Here is a 25,997-nt window from a genome sequence, read left to right as displayed (position 1 = left end):
AAAAAGGCAGATTTTTTTTATGACTATAAAAATTACCGGAACTGGAAGTTATATTCCAGAAAATATTGAGAAGAACGAAGACTTTCATCAACATGAGTTTTTAAATGTAGACGGTTCCCAAATCAATTCCCCAAACGAAGTTATTGTTGAAAAATTCAAGGACATTACTGGTATTGTAGAACGTCGTTATGCAAATGATAAATTAATCGCATCAGACCTAGGTTATTTAGCTGCTGAAAAAGCTATTGAAGACGCTAAAATTGATAGAGAAAATATAGATTACATCATCGTAGCACATAACTTTGGAGACGTTAAAAAAGATGCAATCCAAAGTGATATTTTACCTTGTTTAGCAACTAGAGTAAAACATAAATTACTCATTAAAAATCCTAAATGTGTTGCTTACGATATCTTATTTGGTTGTCCTGGTTGGGTTGAAGGCACTATCCAAGCGCAAGCATTTATAAAAGCTGGAATGGCAAAAAAATGTTTAGTCATTGGTGCAGAAACTTTATCTAGAGTTGTAGACAAACACGATCGTGATAGCATGATTTACAGTGATGGTGCTGGCGCAACAATTATTGAAGCTACAGATGAAGAAGGCGGAATTCTAGCACACAACACTGCTAGTTTTACATACGATGAAGCCTATTATTTATTCTTCGGAAATTCTAACAATCCAGAATTAGATAAAGACACTAGGTACATAAAAATGCATGGTCGTAAGATTTATGAATTTGCTCTAAACAATGTACCAAAAGCCATGAAAGAATGCTTAGACCATAGTGGCGTAGATATTAAAGACGTTAAAAAAGTATTGATCCATCAAGCTAACGAAAAAATGGACGAAGCTATCATAAAACGTTTTTACAGACTTTATAAAACTCCAGTTCCAGAAGGCATTATGCCAATGAGTATTCATAAACTTGGTAACAGTTCGGTTGCAACCATACCAACACTTTTTGACTTAATAAGAAATAATAAATTAGAAAATCAGCAGATAGAAAAAGGAGATGTTATTATATTTGCTAGCGTTGGTGCAGGAATGCACATTAACGCTATTGTTTATAAATATTAATCCGCTTTCGCGGAAAATAACTGATGTACGAAAACACATTTCCGCATAAAAGATATAAGCTTACGTTTCAATTTTTAGAAAAACATATTTCTAAATCCGAAACCATTTTGGATTTAGGTGTAGAAAATCCGTTTACCAAAATTCTAAAGGGTAACGGATTTTCTGTTGAAAACACTAAAGGAGAAGATTTAGATATAGATACTTCAACTATAGAAAATTCAGACGCTACAGTAGTTACCGCTTTCGAAATTTTTGAACATCTACTCTCGCCTTTTACCGTTTTAAAAAGGATAAAAGCCAACAAATTAGTGATTAGCGTCCCATTGCGTTTATGGTTTTCTTCTGCTTACAGAAGTAAAACCGATATGTGGGACAGACATTATCACGAGTTTGAAGATTGGCAATTAGACTGGCTACTAGAAAAAACAGGTTGGAAGATTATTGACCGACAAAAATGGACTAATCCAACCAAAAAACTAGGTATTAGACCAATTTTAAGATGGTTTACACCAAGATATTATATTGTTTACGCTGAACGAATTTCAAAATAATTTAAACATGAAATTCTGCATTATCATACCAGCACATAATGAAGAAGATTCTATTGGATTAACTTTAGATTCTTTAGCAAAACAAACGTTGCTTCCACAAGAAATTATTGTCGTAAATGATAATTCTACTGATAAAACTAAAAAGATTGTTGAAGGTTTTCAGCAAAAATTCAACTTTATAAAACTGGTAAATAACACCTCATCAAATCTACATTTACCCGGCACAAAAATCATTAATGCATTTTATAAAGGTTATGAGATTGCAAACAAAGATTTTGATGTGATTTGTAAGTTTGATGCCGATTTAATTTTTCCGTTTAATTATTTAGAACAGTTAGCATTTCATTTTAATAAAGATGAAACTATAGGAATGGTTGCGGGATATTGTTATATCGAAAAAAACAACCAATGGATTTTAGAGTCAATTACTGGTAAAGATCACATAAGAGGTGCATTAAAAACGTACACAAAATCGTGTTTTGAAGCAATTGGACAACTTAAATCTTCTATGGGTTGGGACACTATTGATGAGTTACTGGCAAAATATTTTGGCTTTAAAATGGTTTTAGACGAAAACCTTCACGTCAAACACTTAAAACCAACTGGAGCAAGCTACAATAAAGCTGCAAAACATTTGCAAGGTGAAGCGATGTACAAAATGCGATACGGCTTTTTACTTACGTTTCTAACTGCTGTTAAAATGAGTTTAAAGAAGAAAAGTTGGCCTTACTTTTACAACTATTTAGTAGGTTATTTTAAAGCTGTTATGCAAAAACCAGATCGTCTTATTACTAAAGACCAAGGTAAATTTATAAGACAATTGCGATGGAAAGGTATTAAGCAAAAATTGCTTTAGACTTTATAGATTGAAATTAAAAACTCCAATTTTTATAAGCAGAGTTAGATTCTAATTTATTTTCTATTTGATCATCTAATTCTGGAAAAAAATCTATTCCTGTTAGTGTTTCTAGGTGATCTACAGAAGTTACAAATTTATACAATGGTAAATCTGAGTCCTGATGAGGCATTAAAAATGCGATCACCTTTGGTTTACCACTATTGTAATCCATTAATATTTTATAAAATTGATTAGGTACAGCAACGTCTTCTTCACCTATTGTTTTTAAATTTCCTTTTAAAATTCCTCCTGTAATCACAAAAACACCATCATATTTTACTGCCCAATATCTTGTTTTTTGTTCTAATGTATTCCAAATTCCAGAATTAAATTGATGATTTTGAGGTGATATATTACTAGTTAAAAACGTTTCGTCATGAGCTTCTTTACTATATCTTTTATCGCCAGCTGGACATAAATGACCACGATCGTAACCAGATTGTTTATAATTACGCCAATGCGCAGCACCAGTTTTTATGGCGTTATCAATTTCAAAATATGGTCTTTTGTGTTCTTTTTTACTAATGTGTGATTTTTTAAGTTCGTATGCAACCCATTCTGCTTGCTCATGTGGCTCGCTATAACTTAAACTATAGCCATTATGGTGTACGATTTGTCCTGTTGTACTTGTAGGTAAAAAAAATGTTTTTGTATTAACTTTTACCTCTTTACCAGTATTTACAACACTTTGCTTCTCTTTATTATCTAAATAATGATTAGCAAGATAAACTGCAATTAGTAGGATTGCAGATAAAATGGACATTTTTGTGCGTTTACTCATAATTAAACGTTTGTCGCAAAATACTAAATAATGGCTATAAAAAAAGCCTTTCTGTTTAAGAAAGGCTTAATTTTTAAGCTATAGTAATTCTACTGTTTATCTTCGTAGTCGGCAATTTTATTTAGCTTATCAATTTCTTTTTGATATTTTTTATTTGCCTTTTCGATGTTTCCTTTTTCTATTTGCTCGTTATATTTTTCTATTGCTTTTTCATTAACTTTAATGTATTTCTCAACAGTTTCGGTTAATTCTTCTTGCAAATCAGCATACTTTTCAGAAACTTCTTCTAAGTTTTCTTTGTATTCTTTTTCGGTAGCATTAGGTTCTGCCATCAATTCGTTATATTCTTTTTGAATATCTGCAACATCTTCCATAACTTCTTCAGTTTTTAACCAAGAAGGAATACTTTCGTCTAAAGTAGCAATTACACCTCTTAAATTCCCTACTCTTTCTTTAGTGTAAATGTTTGCTTTTTTCATTTCATCTAACTCATAAGTAAGAATGTTGAATTGTTGCCAACCGTCGAAGCCTACAATTCCTGCTTCGGTAGTTTGGTAATTGATATTTCTACCATCATTCATGGCGTACTCTTTAGACATCACTTGATTAGAATCCATGATATAATCACTTTCAGCATTGTTATCTGTAGCATTATCCATTTCTGTTTCTAATTCTTCTACTTGTTCTTCTACAGTATCTACTTCTGTATCTGCAGTTTTGTAATCGCTTTTACAAGACATAAAAGCTACACTAGATACTACTAAAGTTGTTGTTATTAACTTAATTGATTTCATAGTTTTTAGTTTTTTGGTTTATATATTCCAAAACTATTACGATTACTTAATCTGAAGAAATTTTTAAGTATAAACTAATGCTAAATTTTTGACGAATATTAACATAAACTCAATTTTTATTAACTTTTGTATAAAATTTTATGTTAAAAATGTGTTTTTATTTAATTTTTCAAAACAAAAAAGCTCTAAAAACTAAGTCTTTAGAGCTTTTAATATTCTATTATATTTTTACCTATTTAAGTGTTGCTAAACTCGCCTTCAACGTTTCAATTTTAGCCAATGCATCTGCTTCTTTTTTCTTTTCTGAAGCTACAACTTGCTCTGGCGCATTGTTTACAAAACGTTCGTTCGATAGTTTTTTCTGTACCGATTTTAAGAAACCTTCGGTATAATTTAACTCTTCGGTTAGCTTTTTAATTTCGGCTTCAACGTCTATAGCGCCAACCATTGGCACGAAATATTCGTTAGATTTTACTCTAAAGGTTAAAGCTCCTTCAACTGCTTCATCTACATATTCAATCGCTTCTAGATTACCCATTTTTTGGATAATCGCATCAAACGTAGTTGATGATTTTTCGTTATTAATTACCGAAAATCCTATCGCATCTTTAAACGCAATGTTCTTTTCTTTTCTAATAGTACGAATTCCTGAAATCACTTCCGAAGCAAAATCAAATTCTGAAATCAAGGTTTCGTTTATTGGTTTTGCTGTTGGCCAACTCGCTACAATTAACGCCTCTTCTGGCGTGCGATCTTTTATGTAATGCCATAAATCTTCTGTTAAAAATGGCATAAACGGATGTACAATTTTTAAGTTATCTTCAAAAACAGAAATAATTGCATTGTATGTTTTAGCATCAATTGGTTGCTGGTATGCTGGTTTTACCATTTCTAGTAACCAACCACAAAAATCGTCGTAAATTAACTTGTAAATAGCCATTAGCGCATCGCTTAAACGGTATTTACTAAAGTGATCTTCAATCTCGATTAATGCTTTTTGGAATTTAGATTCGTACCACTCTATCGCAATCTTACTTGCTTCTGGTTGTTCTATGCTTTCCGAAACTTCCCAACCATCAACTAAACGGTAGGCATTCCAGATTTTGTTACCGAAACCTTTTCCTTGTTGGCATAGTGATTCGTCAAACAATAAATCGTTTCCTGCTGCGCTACTTAATAATAATCCAACACGAACACCATCGGCGCTATATTCTTCGATAAGTTTTAATGCGTCTGGCGAGTTTCCTAAAGATTTACTCATTTTACGACGTTGCTTATCGCGTACCAATCCAGTTAAATATACATTCTGGAAAGGCTTTTCATCTTTATACTCGTAACCAGCAATAATCATACGTGCTACCCAAAAGAATAAAATATCCGGTCCTGTTACCAAGTCGTTTGTTGGGTAATAGTACTTAATTTCTTCGTTTTCTGGATTGCGAATACCATCAAACACCGACATTGGCCATAACCATGATGAGAACCATGTATCTAGTGCGTCTGTTTCTTGAGTTAAGTCGCTAGTTGTTAGTTGTTGGTTGTTAGTCTTTTCTTGCGCAAGCTTAACAGCTTGCTCAAGAGTTTCAGCAACTACAAAATCTTCTTTTCCGTCGCCATAATAGAATGCAGGAATTTGTTGTCCCCAAAGTAATTGACGAGAAATATTCCAGTCGCGAATGTTTTCCATCCAGTGACGATACGTGTTTTCGAACTTTTTTGGAAATAGTTTTATATCTGCGTTTTCTCCTAAAACTGCTTCAATAGCAGGTTTTACCAACTCTTCCATTTTTAAGAACCATTGGTCGCTTAATCGTGGTTCGATAATGGCTTTGGTACGCTCAGAAATTCCAACACGGTTATTATGGTCTTCAATTTTTTCAATTAGACCTAAACTTTCCAATTCTTTTACAATCTCTTTTCGAACTTCAAAACGATCCTTTCCTTCGTAATGTAAACCGTAACTGTTTAATGAAGCGTCTTCGTTAAAAATATCGATCACTTCAAGGTTGTGCTTATCGCCCAACACCTTATCGTTTTCGTCATGTGCAGGCGTTACTTTTAAACAACCTGTACCAAATTCAACATCAACATAATCGTCTTCAATTATAGGAATTAGACGATTACAAATTGGCACTATCGCTTTTTTTCCTTTTAAATTGAAATGACGCTCGTCTTCTGGATTGATACAAATTGCCGAATCACCTAAAATAGTTTCAGGACGCGTTGTAGCAATAGTTAACGTATCGTCGCTACCTTCAATTTGATATTTTATGTGGTATAGTTTTCCTTGCTTGTCTACATATTCAACTTCTTCGTCCGATAGTGTTGTTTTTGCTTCTGGATCCCAATTTACCATACGGTAACCGCGATAGATAAGTCCTTTGTTGTACAAATCAACAAACACTTTTATTACAGCTTCGCTCATATCGTCGTCCATAGTAAACTTGGTACGATCCCAATCGCAAGAACAACCTAGCTTTTTAAGCTGCTCAAGGATTACGCCACCATATTCGTGCGTCCAATCCCAAGCGTGTTTTAAAAACTCGTCGCGTGTTAAATCGTTTTTATCGATGCCTTGCGCTTTTAATTTGGCAACAACTTTGGCTTCGGTCGCAATAGATGCGTGATCGGTTCCTGGAACCCAACAGGCGTTTTTACCTTGTAAACGCGCACGACGAATTAACACATCTTGAATGGTATTATTCAACATATGTCCCATGTGAAGTACTCCTGTGACATTTGGCGGTGGAATAACTATGGTATATGGTTCTCTCTCGTCTGGTGTAGAATGAAAGTAGTTGTGTTTCATCCAGTAGTCGTACCATTTGTTTTCTACCTGTTGTGCATCATATTTTGATGGAATACTCATCTTTGGAATAGTTTTTGAATTATAATTGGCAAAAATACTTATTATTCTGTTTTATAGAAATTATTAAACAATGAATTACGTATAGTTAAATTATTCAAAAGTATTTGTATGTATGCTTTACGTCTAATAATTTTGCTACTGGAATAAAAAGTAATTACATTTACAAACCATATAAAATTTTATACAATGAAAAAATTAATGACAATTCTGTTTATTGGATTAATTAGCTTATCTGTAAATGCTCAAGAAAAAGTAGCTAAGATTGAGTTTAAAGAAACCACAATTGACTACGGTACTATTGAGAAAGGAGCTAATGGCTTTAGAACATTTGAATTTACCAATACAGGTGATGCACCATTAATTATATCTAAGGTAAGTTCTAGTTGCGGATGTACTGTACCAAAAAAACCAAAAGATCCAATTATGCCTGGTGAATCTGGTGAAATTGAAGTAAAGTACGATACTAACAGAGTTATGCCTATTAGAAAAACTATTACTGTTTTATCTAATGCAGACACACCAACAGTTTCTTTAAAAATTAAAGGAAATGTTATAGATCCTTCTAAAACTAGTGTTTTAACTAAGAAAGAAAAAAGTGTTATGGAACAATAATACTTTTAATAATACATAAAAAAAGCCGAAACTTAAGTTTCGGCTTTTTTTATTCTAAAGGTGATTTTAAAGTTAACTTAAATTGCCTTTCAAATCCATTTCTATCTACTTTTATTTGTAATATTTGACCAGATTCTTGAAAGAAATAACTATTTAATTTATCTAAACTCATATTTTCGGTTAGCTTTTTATTAATTGCTACAATCCTATCGCCTATTAGTAAACCTGATTTTTCAGCTGGAGAATCAGGCACAATTTGATAAATCACGTAAGTTGGTTTTAATTGATATCTATAATTGGACTTAATTACTCCAGACACATTTACATGATACCTATCGCTAAAACTTATAGTAGGATTGTTGTACGGATCTATTTCCATTACCATTCTTACTCCACTATGTTCAACTAAAAGTCCACTTTTATTGTAACTAAAAGGTGCTCTAAAATTAGAATTAGGTTTAAGATATAATTTAGAATTTGGGTAATCAAAAATACAATTAAAACGTTTTAAAATTTCTCCTCCTAATGAACCATTTCTATCATAAAAAGACTGAACAGAAGACACAGTTAATAAATCCGGAAAAGCAACTTTAGGGTTTTTAATTACAAAATCTCCTAATTTTAAAGCTTCTATTTTAGAGCGTTTACCGTAAACACTACCGCTTAATCCTGCACCTAAATAGTCTGTAAAATAATTTGTACCAACAACTATTTGCTTTTTATCATTTTCAAAAAGCCAAATAGCATCACTACTACCAGAATCTAATAACATATTAACTGGTATGTTTTTTTTAGATTCTAAATCTACTTTTGCACTTAAAAACGGTTTGTTATAATTAAAAGTTAGATCAAAAGACTGATATTTTTTACAGTTTTTATATTTAAAGCGTTCTGGTTTATAAATTTTAATATGCTTTTTATTATAATCGATTTGCACTACAAAATCCTTAAAAACATCATATCCAATAATACCATCTATTGCTTTACCTAATTTTGGCGCAAAATTTAAATCGGGATCAAATACAGCAAAAAAAGCCTGATCTTTATTTACTGCTTCTCCTATTTTAAAAACATTATGACTAGACCTTAAAGCTTGCAGATTAGAGCCATTTCCTAAGCCTCTAACTTCAATTTTTTCAGCATTTAAAATCTGTAAAGAATCTGACGCTTTTAAAAAATTAAACACAATTGGTTTGCTAACACCTGTATCTAATAAAAACTTTAGTTGTAAACCGTTAACTTCTACGGGAATTAAAATGACGTTATTAATCATTTCAAAATCAATTTTATCATAGCTTATATCATCAGGCAAAACATATTGACTTTGAGAATAAAGCTTACCAACAAAGCAAAGACAAATGGTGTATATAAATAATCTAACAAGCATTTAAAAAGCAGAAAAAAGACGTCTTCTTAAATTTACAAATCTTTATTTAGATTTTAATTTTTAACACCTAATATTTAGAATTAATTATAATAATTTTCGCAAATTTGCATGACAAATAAAAGTAAAAATGCCAGCAATTTCACAAAAGGGGCAATCTATGCCTCAATCACCAATAAGAAAACTTGTACCATTTGCAGAACAAGCTTATAAAGACGGAAAAACTGTATACCATTTAAACATTGGTCAACCAGATATTAAAACGCCGCAAGTTGCTTTAGACGCTGTTAAAGTACACTCTTTAGACATATTAGCTTACACAAGATCTGAAGGATCTGAAGGCTACAGAAAAAAAATAGCCGACTATTACGAAAAAAATGACATTCATGTTAATCACGACGACATTATAGTAACTACTGGTGGTAGTGAAGCATTACTTTTTGCTTTTGGAAGTATCATGGATGTAGATGATGAAGTTATTATACCAGAACCATTCTATGCAAATTACAACGGATTTTCTACTGCTTCTGGCGTAAAAGTTGTTCCTGTAATTTCTAAAATTGAAGACAATTTTGCATTACCTGCTATAGAAGAGTTTGAAAAATTAATTACTCCTAAAACAAAAGCAATACTTATTTGTAATCCTGGAAATCCTACAGGATATTTATATTCTAAAGAAGAAATTAAAAAACTAGCAGACATTGTAAAAAAACATGACCTGTTTTTAATAGCAGACGAAGTTTATAGAGAATTTGCTTACGATGGAGCAAAACACTTCTCTATTTTACAAGAAGAAGGTTTAGAAGACTATGCAATTGTTATAGATTCTGTATCAAAAAGATATAGTATGTGTGGCGCACGTATTGGTTGTTTAGTATCTAAAAGCAAAGAAGTTATAGCAACAGCTTTAAAATTTGCTCAAGCACGATTAAGTCCACCAACCTTAGCTCAAATCGCAAGTGAAGCTGCATTACAAACTCCGCAAAGTTACTTTGATGAAGTTATTGAAGAGTATGTAGAAAGACGTAACGTGTTAATCGAAGAGTTAAGTAAAATAGAAGGCGTAAAAGTAGCAAAACCAAAAGGCGCATTTTATTGTATTGCAGAGTTACCAGTTAAAAATGCAGATAAATTTGCACAATGGTTATTAGAATCTTTTGATGTAAATAAAGAAACTATAATGGTTGCTCCTGCAGCAGGTTTTTACAGTACGCCTGGTGTTGGACTAAACCAAATTAGAATCGCTTATGTTTTAAACAAAGACAGTTTAATTAAAGCTGTAAATATTTTAAAGGAAGCACTTAAAGTTTATAAAGATTAGTGCAAATATTAGACAACATATCTTTAAAACCATATAATACGTTTGGAATAGATGTAAAAGCAAAACATTTTGCATCTATCCAAACTATTGAAGAGTTAAAATCATTATACTCAAACAATAATTACCCTAAAAAGTTTTTAATTGGTGGCGGTAGCAATATGCTTTTAACTCAAGATATAGATGCTTTAGTAATTCACTTAAATTTACAAGGCATACAAATTTTAAAAAAAGAAGACAACTTTGTATATATAAACGTAAAAGCTGGTCAAAATTGGCACGACTTTGTACTTTGGACACTAGATAACAATTATGGCGGATTAGAAAACATGTCTCTAATTCCTGGAAATGTTGGTACAGCACCAATACAAAACATTGGCGCTTACGGTGTAGAATTAAAAGATGTTTTTTATTCGTGTGAAGTACTAAACCTAGAAAACTTACAAATAGAAACCTTAACCAATAAAGCTTGTAATTTTGGTTATAGAAATTCTATTTTTAAAAATGAAGCCAAAGGAAAATACATCATCCTAAGTGTTACCTTTAAACTAACTGTTAGCAATCATTCGTTAAACACAAATTACGGCGCAATTACAACACAGTTAGAAGCTATGCAAGTTAAAGATCCAACAATAAAAGACGTATCTAACGCAGTAATTGCTATAAGAAAAAGTAAATTACCAGATCCAAAACAGATTGGTAATTCAGGAAGTTTTTTTAAAAATCCAATTATTTCAAAACATCAATTTAAAGATTTAGAAAAGAATTTCCCTAACTTACCACATTACGTCATTTCTGATACAGAAATAAAAATTCCAGCTGGTTGGCTAATAGAAAAAGCAGGATTTAAAGGAAAAACTTTTGATAATTACGGCGTACATAAACAACAAGCATTAGTCTTAGTTAATTATGGTGGCGCAACAGGACAACAAATCTTAGAATTATCAAAATTGATACAAAAAACAATTTATCGTATCTTTAATATTTCAATTGAAGCAGAAGTCAATATTTTTTAAAAATAAAATCTTCATTTAAAAATAGATAAACTAACTAATTACACTTAAAATTTTGAATTTTTCTCTTGAAGATAGTATAATAACCCATTTAAAAAATGGAGACAAAATTGCAATTAATTTACTTTACGAAAATTACGCAGATGCACTTTTTGGTGTAATAAAAAAAGTAATAAGTGATGACGATCTAGCCCAAGATGTACTTCAAGAAACACTTATAAAAGTTTGGAAAAAAGGTAAAAGTTATGATCCAGAAAAAGCAAAACTATTTACTTGGCTTTACCGTATTGCTTACAATTCTGCAATAGATAAAATTAGATCTGTTAACAATAAATCTTCTAAAGAAATCCAAATTGAAGATTCAAACGTATATAAACTGACTACCAAAAGTTTAAACGAAGATGTGATGGATATAAAAAAGCACCTTCACACCTTAGACATTAAATATCAAGAAGTCATAAATGCACTGTTTTTTGAAGGTATGACCCAACAAGAAGCTAGTGAAGAATTAAACATACCGTTAGGTACAATAAAATCTAGATTAAAAATAGCATTACGTGAATTAAAAAAAATTTACAACCCTTAATCTAATAATGTGATGAATGTAAATGAAAAAATAACTACTTTTTTAAACTCTGGTTTATTAGAACAATATCTAATTGGCCAAACCAATACGTCGCAAACTTTAGAAGTAGAACATTATTTAAAAACATCTCCAGAAGTTAACAAAGCCTACAAAAAGCTTGAAGAACAATTAGAGTTTACAGCACAATTACATGCTGTAAAAGCGCCAAAAAATGTTTTAGATTCTGTTTTAAATTCTATTGAAGAAACTCCTGTTGTAAAACTAAACACAAAACCAAAAAGAAAATGGTACAGTTTAGCAATAGCAGCAAGTGTTGCAGCATTACTATTTGCTGGAAGTTCTGCGTATTTATACATGCAAAACAATCAGCTTTCTAAAGAAAATCAAGTAATTGTAGACGAGATTTTTGATCTAAGAGGTGACATTACAAACAACAATAATAAGTTAAACGACATCTTAGAACAATTTAAACAATTAAATAATCCAGAGACCGAAAAATACGTACTAGAAGGTAATAGAAGCGCAAAAGACCTAAAAACTGTAGCATATATAAATCCTAAAGAAAAAAGATCTATGATAGATGTTGTTTCTTTACCACAATTACCAGACGATAAAGTTTACCAAATTTGGGCAGACATACAAGGTAAAATGGTAAGCTTAGGAATACTAAACGAAGCCGATAGAAAGCTTCAAGAGATACCTTACACTGAAGACGCGCTAGGTTTGAGTATATCTATAGAGCCAAAAGGCGGAAGCTTACAACGCTCTAACGATACACCTGTTGCCGAAATCTCTTTAAAATTAAATGATTAAATTCATTTATAAATTAAAACTAACAAAAAGCCATACGTTAAAGTATGGCTTTTTTATTATAAAATTTAGTAATTAAATAATATCTTTGCAGTATAATATAAAGACAAAATATTTTGAAACTTTTATTAATTACATTATTACTTTTAGGATTAGGCATTGCAGGAATTGCAATCAAAATTTGGGCAAAAAAAGACGGTAAATTTGCTGGAACTTGCGCAAGTCAAAATCCTATGTTAAATAAAGATGGTGATGCTTGTGGATTTTGTGGTAAAACACCAGATCAATTCGATTCTTGTAATCAACCTCAACACTCTTAAATTACATGATAATACTTGATGTTTTATTCTACAGCTTTGTAGTTGTAGTCCTAATACAAGTATTATATTACGGCGTACTTTTTGGAAGTTTCGCTTTTTCTAAAGCAGAAAAACCCAAAGGTAAAAACCTACCTATTTCGGTTATCATTTGTGCAAAAAATGAAGCTGAAAACATTTCACAATTTTTACCTTCAGTAATAAATCAAAATTATCCAAATTTTGAAATCGTATTAATTAACGATGCTAGTTCTGATGAAACTTTAGATGTTTTTGAAAGCTTTAAAGCGCAACATAACAATATAAAAATAGTTAATGTTGAAAATAACGAAGCATTTTGGGGAAACAAAAAATACGCTCTAACATTAGGAATTAAAGCAGCAAGTTTTGATCATTTACTTTTTACAGATGCCGACTGTAAACCTTTATCTACACAATGGATTACTAAAATGTCTGGTTATTTTTCAGATCAAAAAACTATTGTATTAGGTTATGGTAGTTATACGCCAGTAAAAAAATCGATATTAAATAAACTAATACGTTTTGAAACGTTACTTACAGCTGTTCAATATTTTTCTTACGCAAAAATAGGATTACCATATATGGGCGTTGGTCGCAACTTAGCTTATCATAAAGACGAGTTTTTTAACGCAAATGGTTTTATAAACCACATAAAAATAAGATCTGGTGACGACGACCTTTTTATTAATGAAGTCGCAACAGCAAAAAATACTGCTTTAGCATTAGACCCAAAGTCGTTCACAACATCTATAGCAAAAACAAGTTTTAAAGCTTGGTTTAGACAAAAAAGAAGACATGTTTCTACTGCAAAACATTATAAATTTAAACACAAGTTTTTATTAGCGTTATTTTACATTAGCCAAGTTTTATTTTGGGTATTTGGTATACTTTTATTGTCTACCTTACATTTATGGCCTTTTGTATTAGGCATATGTATTATTAGGCTAATTATTCAGTTTTTAAGTTTAGGATATGCTGCAAAAAAACTTAAAGAAGTAGATTTAATTTTAATGTTACCTTTTTTAGAAATTTTCTTACTTATATTGCAATTCTGTATCTTTATAAATAATCTAATTTCAAAACCAAATTATTGGAAGTAAAAGAAGCTATACAAAAAGCCAAAAACAACGATCAAAAAGCATTTAAATACCTTTTAAATACATATTGGGATCAAGTATATGGATTTCAGCTTAAACGCGTAGAAAATGAAAATGATGCAGAAGACATCACAATTCAAACCTTTTCTAAAGCGTTTGATAAAATAGATACGTTTAACGACAACTACACCTTTAGCACATGGCTTATTACCATATCAAAAAATATTCATATTGATATTGTAAGAAAAGAAAAACACTCTATCAAACAAGCTTTAACTAGAACAGACGATGAGGTTTATCAAGTTTTAGACGAGTCACCTTCGGCAGAAGATAAACTTATTACTGAACAAAATTTGGCTCAACTTTTAAAAGATATTAAAAAGCTAAAATTGCACTATCAAGAGGTTATTAACTTAAGATATTTTCAAGAGTTAAGTTATAAAGATATTTCAGAGCATTTAAACGAGCCAATTAACAACGTAAAAGTTAAGTTATTAAGAGCTAAAAAACTGCTTGCCGAGATTATTCAAAAACAATAATGAATTTCAACTTAAAAAAACTTGGTCCTGGTTTATTATTTGCTGGAGCAGCAATAGGTGTTTCGCATTTAGTACAATCTACACGTGCTGGAGCAGAGTTTGGTTTTGGATTTATTTGGGCTTTATTACTAATCAATCTTATAAAATATCCTTTTTTTCAGTTTGGACCAAGATATGCTTTGGCAACAGGAGAAAGTTTACTAGAAGGCTACAAAAAATTAGGTAAAGGTATTTTATTCACCTATTTTATTTTAACCTTTCTAACCATGTTTACCATTCAAACTGCAGTCACCATTGTCACAGCAGGATTAGCAAGTTCATTATTTGGTAGCATTTTTTCTGTAGAAATCTGGACAGTAATTATCCTAATAATTTGCGCATTAATTATTTTAAGAGGAAAATATACAGTACTTGACAAACTAATGAAGGTTATTGTAATTACTTTAACCATAAGTACTATAATTGCTGTAATTTTAGCTCTTAAAGGAAATACGCAACCCATAACAATAACGCAAATCATACCAGAAAACGCCAAAAGTATTGCCTTTTTGATTGCGTTTATGGGTTGGATGCCAGCACCTTTAGATGTCTCTATTTGGCAATCCCTTTGGGCTATAGAGAAACAAAAAAACAATCCAAATTATGATGTAAAAACTGGATTATTCGATTTTAATATTGGATTTATCGCAGCTATTTTTGTTGGCTTAGGATTTATAGCTTTAGGCGCTTTGGTAATGTTTAATTCTGGCCAAACCATAAGTCCGCTAGCTTCTGTTTTTGCCAATCAATTAATAGAATTATACACAAAACAGCTTGGTAATTGGTCGTATGTGATTATTGGTATAGCAGCATTTACAACTATGTTTAGCACTACACTAACTACATTAGATGCATCTCCTAGAGCGATGACAAAAACTGCAGAACTTATTTTTAACACCAGTTTTAAAAACGGATTTTTATTTTGGTTAATACTATTAGTTTTAGGTACTGTATTAGTGTTTTTCTGCTTACAATCAGAAATGGGTTTACTAATTAAAATTGCAACCATTTTATCTTTTATAACTGCGCCTTTTTATGCTATAGCTAACTATAAACTAATCACAAGTAAACATACTCCGTTAAATTGGCATCCAAGTTTAAAACTTAAACTAACAAGTTGGTTTGGTATATTATTTTTAATTGGATTTAGCTTTTGGTACTTAACAACACTATAGTTTTTATTCACATTATTTACTCGTATCTTTGTGACTTGATTATTTAGATATGAACACAGAGAATACTTCAAATATATTACCAGAAAGAAAACCTAAACCAAAATGGCTTCGTGTAAAATTACCTACAGGTAAAAAGTATACCGAGTTAAGAGGCTTAGTAGACAAATACAAACTTAATACAATTTGTACTTCTGGAAGCTGTCCAAATATGGGCGAATGTTGGGGCGAAGGTACTGCAACCTTCATGATTCTTGGTAACATTTGCACTAGATCATGTGGCTTTTGCGGTGTTAAAACTGGTAGACCTGAAACTGTAGATTGGGACGAACCAGAAAAGGTTGCTAGATCTATAAAAATAATGAAAATCAAACACGCTGTTCTTACCAGTGTAGATAGAGATGATCTTAAAGACATGGGAAGTATCATGTGGGCAGAAACCGTTAAGGCTGTAAGACGTATGAATCCTGAAACTACTATGGAAACTTTAATCCCTGATTTTCAAGGTATAGAAATGCACCTTGATAGAATTATTAATGTTGCTCCAGAAGTTGTTTCGCATAATATAGAAACCGTTAGGAGATTAACTAGAGAAGTACGTATTCAAGCAAAATACGACCGTAGTATGCAAGTTTTAAATTATTTAAAACAGCAAGGACAACGTCGTACTAAATCTGGAATAATGTTAGGTTTAGGCGAAACTAAAGAAGAGGTAATTGAAACTTTACACGATTTAAAAGAAAACAACGTAGATGTTGTTACTATTGGACAGTATTTACAACCAAGTAAAAAACATTTACCTGTAAAACGTTTTGTGATGCCTGACGAATTTAAAGAATACGAAGAAATTGGTCTTAAACTTGGTTTTAGACATGTAGAAAGTAGCGCCTTAGTTAGATCTTCATATAAAGCTCAAAAACATATAAATTAATGATAACGGTTGCTATTAACGGTTTCGGTCGTATTGGTAGGCGTGTTTTTAGATTACTACACAATCATCCATCTATAAAGGTAATTGCTATTAATGATTTGGCTGATGCTAAAACATTAGCACATTTATTAAAATACGATAGTATTCATGGTGTTTTTCCTGCTGAAATTTTTTCTACTGAAAATTCCATAGTAGTAAACAATAAAAAAATTCCATTAGATAATAAAAAACATCCTAAAGACATTGATTGGTCTACACTACAACCAGATTTTGTCATTGAATCTACTGGTAAATTTAAAACTTCCGAAGATTTAGAATTTCATCTTAAAAACGGATCTAAAAAAGTAATTTTAAGTGTTCCGCCAATTGACGATACGATAAAAACAATTGTTTTAGGCGTCAATCAAAATAGTTTGGATGGTAGCGAAAAGATAATTTCTAATGCATCTTGCACGACAAATAACGCTGCACCAATGTTTAAAATTATTAACGATTTATGTGGTATAGACCAAGCTTATATAACTACAGTACACTCCTACACTACAGATCAAAGTTTACATGATCAACCACATCGTGATTTACGTCGTGCTAGAGCTGCAGGACAAAGTATAGTTCCTACCACAACTGGTGCTGCTAAAGCATTAACCAAAATATTTCCTGATTTATCTAATGTAATTGGTGGTTGCGGTATTAGAGTTCCTGTTGCAAATGGATCTTTAACAGATGTTACATTTAATGTAAAAAATACTGTGACCATAGATCAAGTAAATAACGCATTTAAAGTAGCTGCTCAAACAACTTATAAAGGTATACTTGAATATACAGAAGATCCGATTGTGTCTATAGATATTGTAGGTAATACACATTCTTGCATTTTTGATGCACAAATGACGTCTGTAATTGGTAATATGGTAAAAATTATTGGTTGGTATGATAATGAAACTGGATATTCCAGTAGACTAATTGACTTGATTATCAATTTATCGGACGAAAGTTAAGATTTTTCGGATAAATAATTATATTTGTGTGTTTTAAAGATAACATGACTAGCCTTTTCAAAACATACATTATTCCGTTTTTAGTAGTTTTGCACTTTAGTTTTGCGTATTCACAAGACTTAAGTCAAAAGGAAATTGATGCGATTAAAAACAAAATTGCTTTTGATATTAATTTTGCTCAAAAAAATATCAATAACAATGAATATTACAAAGCGCAAGACGATCTTGACCAAGCGTTAGAATTAGCCAAACAAATTAACGATAATAAAAGCATTGGATTAATATATTCTAAAATTGGTAAACTTAACTACATTTTAGAAGATCCAGAAGAAGCTATTAAAGTACTTGTAAAAGCTATAGAAAAACAACGTTTTTCTAAAGACAATATTAATATTGCCGAGACTTACAAAACTTTAGGTCTAGTTTATTTAAACTATAAAAAGGAATACAATTCGGCTATAGACTATTTCAATTCTGCTATTACCATTTTTGACGATAAAGATTTACATGCATACGAAGCCGAAACTATAATGTATAAAGCAGATGCGTATACAGCTTTAAAAAGTTATACCATTGCAGAAGAATTATACGAAGAAGTTATTAGTATTTCTAAAAGATACCAAAACAACAAAGTACTTAGTAGCACTTACATCAAACTAGCTAATGTAAAAGCTGCTTTAGACAAATTAGAAGAAGCCGATAGTCTTGCTAATTTAGGTTTTCAAATTGCCGAAAAAAATAATTTTAAACACATTTTAAATCTAGGATTTAAAATAAAAAGTCAGATTAAAGAAGAAGCTGGAGAATTTCAATCGGCTAATTACCTACTAAAACAACATCTAGCCTTAAACGACTCTTTACTAAAGGCAAAACGCTCTTATCTAGCGCCAGAAAAGCGTTTAACTTTTATGTTTGATAATCACATAGATTATCAAAAAGAACGAGAAGCTAATCTAGAAAAAGAAGTTAGCAGTTCTTGGTTAGAAAAGCTTACTACCATATTAAGTATAGCTTTAATTACAATACTATCACTTTTAACATTATCGTTGTACAAAAACAATAATATTAGATTAAAATCTAATAATATATTACATAAAAAAAATGCCGAGCTTACCATTGCAATGGAAAAAGCAGAATTAGCTACAAAAACAAAAGCTAACTTTTTATCTACCGTAACGCACGAGCTAAGAACACCTTTGTACGCTGTAACTGGATTAACAAATATGTTACTTGAAGAAAACCCAAAACCTGAACAAGTACAGCATTTAAAATCTTTAAAATTTTCTGGAGATTATTTACTAACCTTCATTAACGATATTCTTCAAATAAATAAAATTGAAGCCAATAAAGTAGATATCGAACCGGAAGTTTTCAATCTAAAAAAGAAGGTAGAAAATGTCATATCAGCATTAAATAATTCGGCTTTAGACAATAACATCACGATTCATTTTGAATACGATAGAGAATTACCAGAAAATTTTGATGCCGATCAGTTAAAAATTTCTCAAATACTAATCAACTTAATAGGTAATTCGATTAAATTTACAAAAGATGGCGACATCTGGATAAGAATAATTAAACAAAAGGAAGCTGGAGATAATCTAGAAGTTAGATTTGAAGTTGAAGATAACGGTATAGGAATTAGCAAAGAAAAACAACAAAATATGTTCGAAAGTTTTTCTCAAGGCTCAATTCAAATTAACAGAAAATATGGTGGTACCGGATTAGGATTATCTATCGTAAAAGGTTTAATTGATATCTTAAAAGGAAAAATCTATCTAAAAAGTGAGCTTGGTAAAGGCACAACCTTTTTCTTTGAATTACCTATGAAAAAGAGCCACCAAGAAATTAAAGTATCTAAAACAAACTTCTTTAAAGACGTAGACGAAATCGAATTAAGCAATATAAAAATACTAGTTGTAGAGGATAATAAAATTAATCAAATGATTACTAAAAAAATCCTGAACAAAATGAAATTGTATTGCGATGTTGTAGACAATGGTGAAGAAGCTGTAGACATGGTAAAAATCAACAACTACGATGTTGTACTAATGGATATTCATATGCCAGGCATTAGTGGTATGGAAGCTACTAGAATTATTAGAACTTTTGATAAAGAACTTACCATTTTTGCATTAACTGCTGTAACAATCGAGGATAAAATGCAAGAATTTGAAGATGCTGGTTTTACAGACATTATCCCTAAACCATTTAAACAAGAAGATTTTGAGCGTAAATTATTTAATGCGCTTATGATTACAGATAAAAAATCGTCTTAAGCTGTTATATACTTATTGATTAAACTATCAAAAGCTTCAGAATTAATAATCTCTGTTTGTATTGGTAAATAATACAGTTTATCTTTTAATAAAGATTCATCTTTTAATCTCATGTAATCTTTTTCAGTGGTTACAATCAGATCTAATTCAGATAACTTTTTAATATCATTTGCAGTAAAATTATAATGATCTTTATAGGCTAAGTGGTTAAACTTAAGTGTATTTTTATTTAAAAAATCAACAAAAGGTGTAGCATTTGCAATTCCAGTAACTAAAGTAAAATCCGGTAAATCTTTTAATGCTATTTTGCTAGAGTTATTAAGTACAAAATCGGCATAACTTATATAGCTAAAAAACACATTTTGATAAGATTTTGCGTTTAATTTTAAAACAATTGCTTCCTGTTGTTCTTGACTAATAGTTTCTGGACACTTTGTTACAACTATAACATTTGCTCTTTTATAACCAGATCTTGGTTCTCTTAAATTTCCTGTTGGTAAAACAATATCGTCTACAAATAAATTATGGAAAGTCGTTAGCAATATATTAAATCCAGCGGTTACTTTTCTATGTTGGTAGGCATCATCTAAAATTATAGTTAAAGGCGAATTACAAATTTTAGTTAATTGTGCAATTCCATGTTGTCTATTTTCATCTACTGCAACTTGTATTTCATCTTTAAATTTATGGTAAAATTGAAATGGCTCGTCACCTAATTCAGTCGCTGTAATATTGTCTTCTGCTAATAAAAATCCTTTTGTTTTCCTACCATAACCACGACTTAAAGTAGCTAAGTTAGTTTTATCTTTTAACAGTCTGATTAAATACTCAACCATTGGCGTTTTTCCTGTTCCGCCAGCACTTAAATTACCTACACAAATTACAGGAAAATCGTAAGATTTTGAAGATTTCCAACCTTTATCATAAGCTAAGTTTCTAAACCAAGTTACCAAATAGTAAATAGGTACAACAGGAAAAAGTAAGCGTCTTATTAACTTCATTCAGGATAAAATTTCTGTTTTATTTTAACAGATTACAGTAACGAAAGTAAATATTTTATATTTGTTTTAAATTATTAAACATAAAAAAGTATGCTAATAAAAGACATTATTGAAGCATTAGAAAAAGATGCACCATTACAATACGCAGAAGATTTTGATAATGTTGGTCTTTTGGTTGGCGATAAAAATACTAAAGCAACATCGGCTTTAATCACGCTAGACACAACTGAAGCTGTGGTAGACGAAGCTATTGCAAAAAACTGCAACTTAATAATAAGTTTTCATCCTATCATTTTTAAAGGTTTAAAAAGCTTAACAGGTAAAAACTATGTAGAACGTGCTGTATTAAAAGCTATAAAAAACGATATCGCAATTTATGCAATTCATACCGCTTTAGACAACTACAAAAAAGGCGTTAACGCTATGCTATGCGATCAATTAAACTTAATTAATCAGCGTATATTAATTCCGCAAAAGCAAACCATAAAAAAACTAACAACTTTTGTTCCTAAAGCAGAAGCAGAACAATTACGTAATGCCTTATTTGATGCTGGAGCAGGTAGTATTGGCAATTACAGTAATTGTAGTTTTAATGTAGATGGTATTGGGACATTTAATGCCAACCAAGATGCTAATCCTACAATTGGTAAAAAAGGCGAAACACATTACGAAAACGAAACTCAAATAAACATCACCTTTCCTAAACATTTAGAAACTAAAATTTTAAGCACGTTATTTAAAACACATTCTTATGAAGAAGTTGCTTATGAAATTTCTACATTAGAAAACACAAACCAATCTATAGGAATGGGTATGATAGCTCAATTTGAGCAAGAAATGGAAGAAAAAGACTTTTTAAATTATCTTAAAGATAAAATGAAAGCACCTTACGTAAGACATACGCAATTACTAAATAAAAAAATTAAAAAAGTTGCTGTTTTAGGTGGCTCTGGCAGCTTTGCAATTGGCGCTGCAAAAGCTTCTGGCGCAGATGCTTTTGTAACTGCAGACTTAAAATATCACGACTTTTTTCAAGCCGAAAACAACATTCTTTTAGTAGATATTGGCCATTACGAAAGTGAACAGTACACAAAAAACGGTTTAGTAGCAATACTTACAAAAAAAATTCCTAATTTTGCATTCGTTTTATCAAACACAAATACCAATCCTGTTAAGTATTTTTAAAATATGGCAAAGACAAAAGAAGCAACAGTAGAAGAGCGTTTAAGAGCATTATACGACTTACAATTAATCGACTCTAGAATAGACGAGATAAGAAACGTTCGTGGAGAATTACCTCTAGAAGTTAGTGATTTAGAAGATGAAGTTGCTGGTTTAAAAACAAGACTAGAAAAACTAGATGACAGTCTTGCTAATATTGACTCTGAAATTAGCGCAAGAAAAAATTTAATTGAAGAATCTAAAGCTTTAATTAAAAAATATACAGAGCAACAAAAAAATGTTAGAAATAACAGAGAATTTAACTCTTTAAGCAAAGAAATTGAATATCAAGAATTAGAAATTCAATTAGCTGAAAAGCACATTAGAGAATTTAAAGCTCAAATCGAGCAAAAGAAAGAAGTAATTGCTAAAACTAAAGAACACGCTAAAGATCGTGAAACTCACCTAAAACATAAAAAAGGTGAATTAGATGCTATCTTAAAAGAAACTGAAAAAGAAGAACAAGCATTATTAGAAAAATCTGAAGCTTCTAAAAAGAAAATCGAAGAGCGTTTAGTAAAAGCTTACGAAAGAATAAGAGCTAATGTAAAAAATGGATTAGCAGTTGTTCCTGTTGAAAGAGGTGCATCTGGTGGATCTTATTTTACAATTCCTCCACAAGTACAAATGGAAATTGCTTCTCGTAAAAAAATTATTACAGATGAGCATAGTGGACGTATACTTGTAGATCCAACTCTTGCCGAAGAACAAAAAGAAAAAATGGAAAAATTATTTGCTAAGTTATCTTAAGTCTAATAATCTCTTTAATACAAAAAAAGCCTTCAATAATTTGAAGGCTTTTTTATTTTAAGACAATTTTATTAAAAATAAATTAAGGGTTTAGTAATTTATACGTCTAAACATGAAAAAGAAATTCTCAAATGAAACGATTAATTCCAATCCTATTACTAACATTATTTTTTAGCTGTAATAATCAAGCACAAACCAATCCAAAACAAGATGCTGTAAAAAACGCTAAACCCAAAGAAGTACCTTTAGAAAACGGATTAGCAAAAGCGTATTTTGCTAGTGGCTGTTTTTGGTGCGTAGAAGCTATTTACGAAAGCGTTAAAGGTGTAGAAGAAGCTATTAGCGGTTATTCTGGTGGACATACACAAAATCCAACTTACGAAAAAAGCAACACTGGATTAACAGGTCATGCCGAAGCTGTAGAAGTTATTTATAATCCTAAAGTAGTTAGCTTTTCTACCTTAGTAGATGTGTATTTCGCATCACAAAATCCAACACAAGTTAATGGACAAGGACCAGATCGTGGATCTCAATACCGTTCTATTATTTTTTATCAAAATGAAGCCCAAAAGAACATAATAGAACAGAAAAAATCTGCTTTAGCAAAACAATTAAACGCTACAATTGCTGCTGAAGTCTATCCGTTTCAAAAATTTTGGATAGCAGAAGACTATCACCAAAATTATGAGAAGTTACATCCTGAAAATCCGTATATACAAAACGTTTCTATACCGCGTTTAAAAAAATTTCAAGCTAAAATGCCAGAAGTTTTAAAGGAAAAGCATTAAATTGTATTAAGTTAAGCACAACCCAAATAAACCTAGTCCGTATTTTATGAAAAAAATATTATTTCTAATTACTATAACATTTTTAACAAGCATAAATTCATTTGGTCAAATAAATGACTTTGAATACAATGAAGAATTATATTTAGAATATGCAATTACTGGAATTAAAGAATATTATTATGTTTCTAACATTAAAGAAAAATTTCAAGAGCAATTTGATATTAAAAATTATTTTACAGCAAGTAAAATTATAAGTGACTGTAACCAAAATCCGACTAAAATAATTCTTTACAGTTTTAAAAATTATGAGAGTAATTCTAACGCAAGTATCTACATAGTTATTTCAGATGATAATCTTTTCGATTCATTTTTAATTAGAGGTCATTCTATCATATCTCCTGAAGAGGAGCTAAAACAATTCATCAAAAAAGAAAATAAAGATGAATTATTCAAATGTGGTTTATAATTTATTTAAAACTTATTAGCTTTTATCTCAAAAATTAAAGGATACAATTTGTCTTTAGTAACGTATGTTCCCGATTTAGTTGCTTCTAAATTCGGCAATACATTATACGGACTTTCATCATACTCGTTTAAATAATCAATACGTAAACCAGCTTCGGTTAAGGCGTTAATAACTTCGCTTAAACCATGATTCCAACCGTATTCTTTACTTATCATTTTAGCGTTAGTATCTCCGTAAGTTCCTTCATATTCTTCATAAATGGCTTCATCTTGCATATAACCATATTTCATTTTTGGTTGTCCGTCTAAATAATCAAACATCCAAACTATTGGATGAAACTCGACCATATAAAATGTACCTCCATCTTTTAAACGCTCTGCAATCATTTTTCCCCAAGGTTTTAAATCGGGCAACCAACCTATTACGCCATAACTGGTAAAAACAATATCAAACTGTTCTTTTACATGTTGCGATGTGTCTAAAACATTACAACATACAAAGTTGGCATCTAATTTTAACTGGTTATTTAATTGCTGTGCTAGTTTAACACCTTCGTCACTTAAATCTACTCCAGTACACTTTGCGCCTAACCTACTCCAGCTTAAAGTATCTTGACCAAAATGACATTGCAAATGTAATAACGACTTACCTTTTACGTCTGGCAGAGCGTTTAACTCGTATGCATTAAGCGAGTTTTCACCATTTATAAATGCGTCTAATTTGTAAAAATCACTATTGGCATGCGCTTTTACTTTTTCATTCCAAGTGGCTTTGTTTGTACTAAAGGCGTCGTTTAGGTCTTTCATTATTGTAAATTATTGATGATAAATTTCATCTAAATTAAACTAAAAAAGTGATTCAAAATTTCAATTACGTAACTTTACACAAAAACTTATGAGATTACTTTACACAATTTCTATCCTTTCTTTTTTACTTTTTAGTTGTAAAAACGAAACTAAACCAGCCCAAAAAGAAGAAACAAAACCGCTTACAACTGCTGAAAAAATTGCAAACAATTACGGTTTTAAACACTTTAAAGACATTACCGAAATCGGTTTCACCTTTAATGTAGATAGAGATAGTTCGCATTTTGAACGTTCTTGGATTTGGAAACCAAAATCTAACGAAGTCACCTTAATTACCACAAAAGACACAATTACCTATAATCGTAAATCTGTTGATAGCACAAACATAAAAGCCGATCAAGGATTTATAAATGATAAATTTTGGTTGCTGGCACCTTTTCAGTTAATCTGGGATAAAAGCGCTACAATTAGTGAATTTTCAAAAGAAAATACACCAATTAGCAATGTTGAATCCAACAAAATAACGTTAACCTATCCAGATAAAGGTGGTTACACACCTGGTGATGCTTACGACTTTTATTTTGACGATAATTACCAAATCACAGAATGGGTTTTTAGACAAGGTAACAGCAATGAACCTTCTATGATTAATACTTGGGAAGATTATCAAAATTTTAATGGATTAAACCTTAGTTTAACACATAAAAACAAAGAAGGAAATTTTAAACTTTACTTTACAAATATTAAGGTTGTTAAATAAATATTAAACCCAAACTAACTAACATCCAACATAAAAAAGTACCACGTATATAAAGCATAACAAAGTTAAAATTCCGCGTTATGCGTCTCTATATATTCAAAGCGCTTCATTTAAAAAA

General features: G+C 30.8%; 26 protein-coding genes. 20 read left to right on the top strand and 6 right to left on the bottom strand.

The annotated features are described in order from the left end of the window. Positions 1 to 19: 19 nt before the first annotated feature. The 3 genes from IFB02_RS08520 to IFB02_RS08510 are packed head-to-tail and all read left to right on the top strand — an operon-like array spanning position 20 to position 2,485. Positions 20 to 1,078, top strand: a complete 1,059-nt coding sequence (locus IFB02_RS08520; protein ID WP_106687708.1) for a 3-oxoacyl-ACP synthase III family protein — start codon at positions 20 to 22, stop codon at positions 1,076 to 1,078. A 23-nt stretch (positions 1,079 to 1,101) separates the two neighbouring features. Beyond that, positions 1,102 to 1,629 carry a methyltransferase domain-containing protein gene (locus IFB02_RS08515; RefSeq protein WP_106687709.1) on the top strand — a complete coding sequence of 176 codons (528 nt, stop codon included), beginning with the start codon at positions 1,102 to 1,104 and terminating at the stop codon, positions 1,627 to 1,629. 7 nt (positions 1,630 to 1,636) lie between these two features. Then, positions 1,637 to 2,485, top strand: a complete 849-nt coding sequence (locus IFB02_RS08510; protein WP_106687710.1) for a glycosyltransferase family 2 protein — start codon at positions 1,637 to 1,639, stop codon at positions 2,483 to 2,485. A 16-nt stretch (positions 2,486 to 2,501) separates the two neighbouring features. On the opposite strand, the gene IFB02_RS08505 is transcribed toward IFB02_RS08510, so the two are convergent. From IFB02_RS08505 to IFB02_RS08495, 3 genes are all read right to left on the bottom strand, one after another. Beyond that, the gene (locus tag IFB02_RS08505) at positions 2,502 to 3,308 is read right to left on the bottom strand and encodes a DNA/RNA non-specific endonuclease (protein WP_106687711.1); all 807 of its coding nucleotides are present in this window, start codon (positions 3,306 to 3,308) and stop codon (positions 2,502 to 2,504) included. An 89-nt stretch (positions 3,309 to 3,397) separates the two neighbouring features. Then, positions 3,398 to 4,102: a hypothetical protein gene (locus tag IFB02_RS08500; RefSeq protein WP_106687712.1), complete on the bottom strand. Its 705-nt coding sequence runs from the start codon at positions 4,100 to 4,102 to the stop codon at positions 3,398 to 3,400. Positions 4,103 to 4,334: 232 nt separating this feature from the next. Further along, positions 4,335 to 6,971 carry a valine--tRNA ligase gene (locus IFB02_RS08495; RefSeq protein WP_106687713.1) on the bottom strand — a complete coding sequence of 879 codons (2,637 nt, stop codon included), beginning with the start codon at positions 6,969 to 6,971 and terminating at the stop codon, positions 4,335 to 4,337. Between the two features lie 186 nt (positions 6,972 to 7,157). On the opposite strand from IFB02_RS08495, the gene IFB02_RS08490 reads away from it, so the two are divergent. Further along, the gene (locus IFB02_RS08490; protein WP_106687714.1) at positions 7,158 to 7,583 is read left to right on the top strand and encodes a DUF1573 domain-containing protein; all 426 of its coding nucleotides are present in this window, start codon (positions 7,158 to 7,160) and stop codon (positions 7,581 to 7,583) included. A gap of 49 nt (positions 7,584 to 7,632) precedes the next feature. On the opposite strand, the gene IFB02_RS08485 is transcribed toward IFB02_RS08490, so the two are convergent. Further along, positions 7,633 to 8,856 carry an aspartyl protease family protein gene (locus IFB02_RS08485; RefSeq protein WP_165569190.1) on the bottom strand — a complete coding sequence of 408 codons (1,224 nt, stop codon included), beginning with the start codon at positions 8,854 to 8,856 and terminating at the stop codon, positions 7,633 to 7,635. A 241-nt stretch (positions 8,857 to 9,097) separates the two neighbouring features. On the opposite strand from IFB02_RS08485, the gene IFB02_RS08480 reads away from it, so the two are divergent. From IFB02_RS08480 to IFB02_RS08430, 11 genes are all read left to right on the top strand, one after another. Beyond that, the gene (locus IFB02_RS08480) at positions 9,098 to 10,288 is read left to right on the top strand and encodes a pyridoxal phosphate-dependent aminotransferase (RefSeq protein WP_106687716.1); all 1,191 of its coding nucleotides are present in this window, start codon (positions 9,098 to 9,100) and stop codon (positions 10,286 to 10,288) included. Then, the gene (gene murB, locus IFB02_RS08475) at positions 10,288 to 11,301 is read left to right on the top strand and encodes a UDP-N-acetylmuramate dehydrogenase (RefSeq protein WP_106687717.1); all 1,014 of its coding nucleotides are present in this window, start codon (positions 10,288 to 10,290) and stop codon (positions 11,299 to 11,301) included. Before IFB02_RS08480 ends, murB begins: the two co-directional genes overlap by 1 nt. Before the next feature lie 52 nt (positions 11,302 to 11,353). After that, positions 11,354 to 11,884 carry an RNA polymerase sigma factor gene (locus tag IFB02_RS08470; protein WP_106687718.1) on the top strand — a complete coding sequence of 177 codons (531 nt, stop codon included), beginning with the start codon at positions 11,354 to 11,356 and terminating at the stop codon, positions 11,882 to 11,884. A gap of 12 nt (positions 11,885 to 11,896) precedes the next feature. Next, on the top strand, positions 11,897 to 12,697 hold the full coding sequence (locus tag IFB02_RS08465) for an anti-sigma factor (RefSeq protein WP_191072672.1): 801 nt from the start codon (positions 11,897 to 11,899) through the stop codon (positions 12,695 to 12,697). 113 nt (positions 12,698 to 12,810) lie between these two features. Next, positions 12,811 to 13,014 (top strand): membrane or secreted protein, encoded by a 204-nt coding sequence (locus IFB02_RS08460; protein ID WP_106687720.1) that lies wholly within the window; start codon positions 12,811 to 12,813, stop codon positions 13,012 to 13,014. Positions 13,015 to 13,019: 5 nt separating this feature from the next. Continuing rightward, positions 13,020 to 14,132 carry a glycosyltransferase gene (locus tag IFB02_RS08455; protein WP_191072671.1) on the top strand — a complete coding sequence of 371 codons (1,113 nt, stop codon included), beginning with the start codon at positions 13,020 to 13,022 and terminating at the stop codon, positions 14,130 to 14,132. Then, entirely contained in the window at positions 14,123 to 14,668 is a 546-nt protein-coding gene (locus IFB02_RS08450; RefSeq protein WP_191072670.1) for an RNA polymerase sigma factor, read from the top strand. Before IFB02_RS08455 ends, IFB02_RS08450 begins: the two co-directional genes overlap by 10 nt. Next, the gene (locus IFB02_RS08445; protein ID WP_191072669.1) at positions 14,668 to 15,882 is read left to right on the top strand and encodes an Nramp family divalent metal transporter; all 1,215 of its coding nucleotides are present in this window, start codon (positions 14,668 to 14,670) and stop codon (positions 15,880 to 15,882) included. Before IFB02_RS08450 ends, IFB02_RS08445 begins: the two co-directional genes overlap by 1 nt. 49 nt (positions 15,883 to 15,931) lie before the next feature. Next, positions 15,932 to 16,810: a lipoyl synthase gene (lipA, locus tag IFB02_RS08440; RefSeq protein WP_106687723.1), complete on the top strand. Its 879-nt coding sequence runs from the start codon at positions 15,932 to 15,934 to the stop codon at positions 16,808 to 16,810. Then, the gene (gene gap, locus IFB02_RS08435) at positions 16,810 to 17,808 is read left to right on the top strand and encodes a type I glyceraldehyde-3-phosphate dehydrogenase (RefSeq protein WP_191072668.1); all 999 of its coding nucleotides are present in this window, start codon (positions 16,810 to 16,812) and stop codon (positions 17,806 to 17,808) included. The genes lipA and gap overlap by 1 nt, the downstream gene beginning before the upstream one ends. A gap of 44 nt (positions 17,809 to 17,852) precedes the next feature. Next, the gene (locus IFB02_RS08430; protein WP_191072667.1) at positions 17,853 to 20,087 is read left to right on the top strand and encodes an ATP-binding protein; all 2,235 of its coding nucleotides are present in this window, start codon (positions 17,853 to 17,855) and stop codon (positions 20,085 to 20,087) included. Here the strand turns inward: IFB02_RS08430 and lpxK are convergent. Next, a complete protein-coding gene (gene lpxK / locus IFB02_RS08425) occupies positions 20,084 to 21,088 on the bottom strand; it encodes a tetraacyldisaccharide 4'-kinase (protein WP_106687726.1) in 1,005 nt (334 codons plus the stop codon). The two genes, IFB02_RS08430 and lpxK, sit on opposite strands and share 4 nt — an antisense overlap. A gap of 90 nt (positions 21,089 to 21,178) precedes the next feature. Between lpxK and IFB02_RS08420 the strand changes: the two genes are divergently transcribed. From IFB02_RS08420 to IFB02_RS08405, 4 genes are all read left to right on the top strand, one after another. Further along, complete coding sequence (locus IFB02_RS08420; RefSeq protein WP_106687727.1) at positions 21,179 to 22,273, top strand: Nif3-like dinuclear metal center hexameric protein; 1,095 nt, start codon at positions 21,179 to 21,181, stop codon at positions 22,271 to 22,273. A 3-nt stretch (positions 22,274 to 22,276) separates the two neighbouring features. Next, positions 22,277 to 23,059: a zinc ribbon domain-containing protein gene (locus IFB02_RS08415; protein ID WP_106687728.1), complete on the top strand. Its 783-nt coding sequence runs from the start codon at positions 22,277 to 22,279 to the stop codon at positions 23,057 to 23,059. A gap of 131 nt (positions 23,060 to 23,190) precedes the next feature. After that, on the top strand, positions 23,191 to 23,847 hold the full coding sequence (gene msrA, locus IFB02_RS08410) for a peptide-methionine (S)-S-oxide reductase MsrA (protein WP_191072666.1): 657 nt from the start codon (positions 23,191 to 23,193) through the stop codon (positions 23,845 to 23,847). A 46-nt stretch (positions 23,848 to 23,893) separates the two neighbouring features. After that, positions 23,894 to 24,313, top strand: a complete 420-nt coding sequence (locus IFB02_RS08405) for a hypothetical protein (protein ID WP_106687730.1) — start codon at positions 23,894 to 23,896, stop codon at positions 24,311 to 24,313. Between the two features lie 5 nt (positions 24,314 to 24,318). Here IFB02_RS08405 and IFB02_RS08400 read toward each other — a convergent pair whose 3' ends face one another. Further along, a complete protein-coding gene (locus tag IFB02_RS08400; RefSeq protein ID WP_191072665.1) occupies positions 24,319 to 25,119 on the bottom strand; it encodes a class I SAM-dependent methyltransferase in 801 nt (266 codons plus the stop codon). An 88-nt stretch (positions 25,120 to 25,207) separates the two neighbouring features. Here IFB02_RS08400 and IFB02_RS08395 point away from each other — a divergent pair, with 88 nt between their 5' ends. After that, positions 25,208 to 25,879 (top strand): hypothetical protein, encoded by a 672-nt coding sequence (locus IFB02_RS08395; protein ID WP_191072664.1) that lies wholly within the window; start codon positions 25,208 to 25,210, stop codon positions 25,877 to 25,879. Positions 25,880 to 25,997: the final 118 nt, after the last annotated feature.

It is taken from the genome of Mesoflavibacter profundi (assembly GCF_014764305.1).
GTDB lineage: Bacteria > Bacteroidota > Bacteroidia > Flavobacteriales > Flavobacteriaceae > Mesoflavibacter > Mesoflavibacter profundi.
This window is presented reverse-complemented; position numbering and strand designations above follow the sequence as displayed.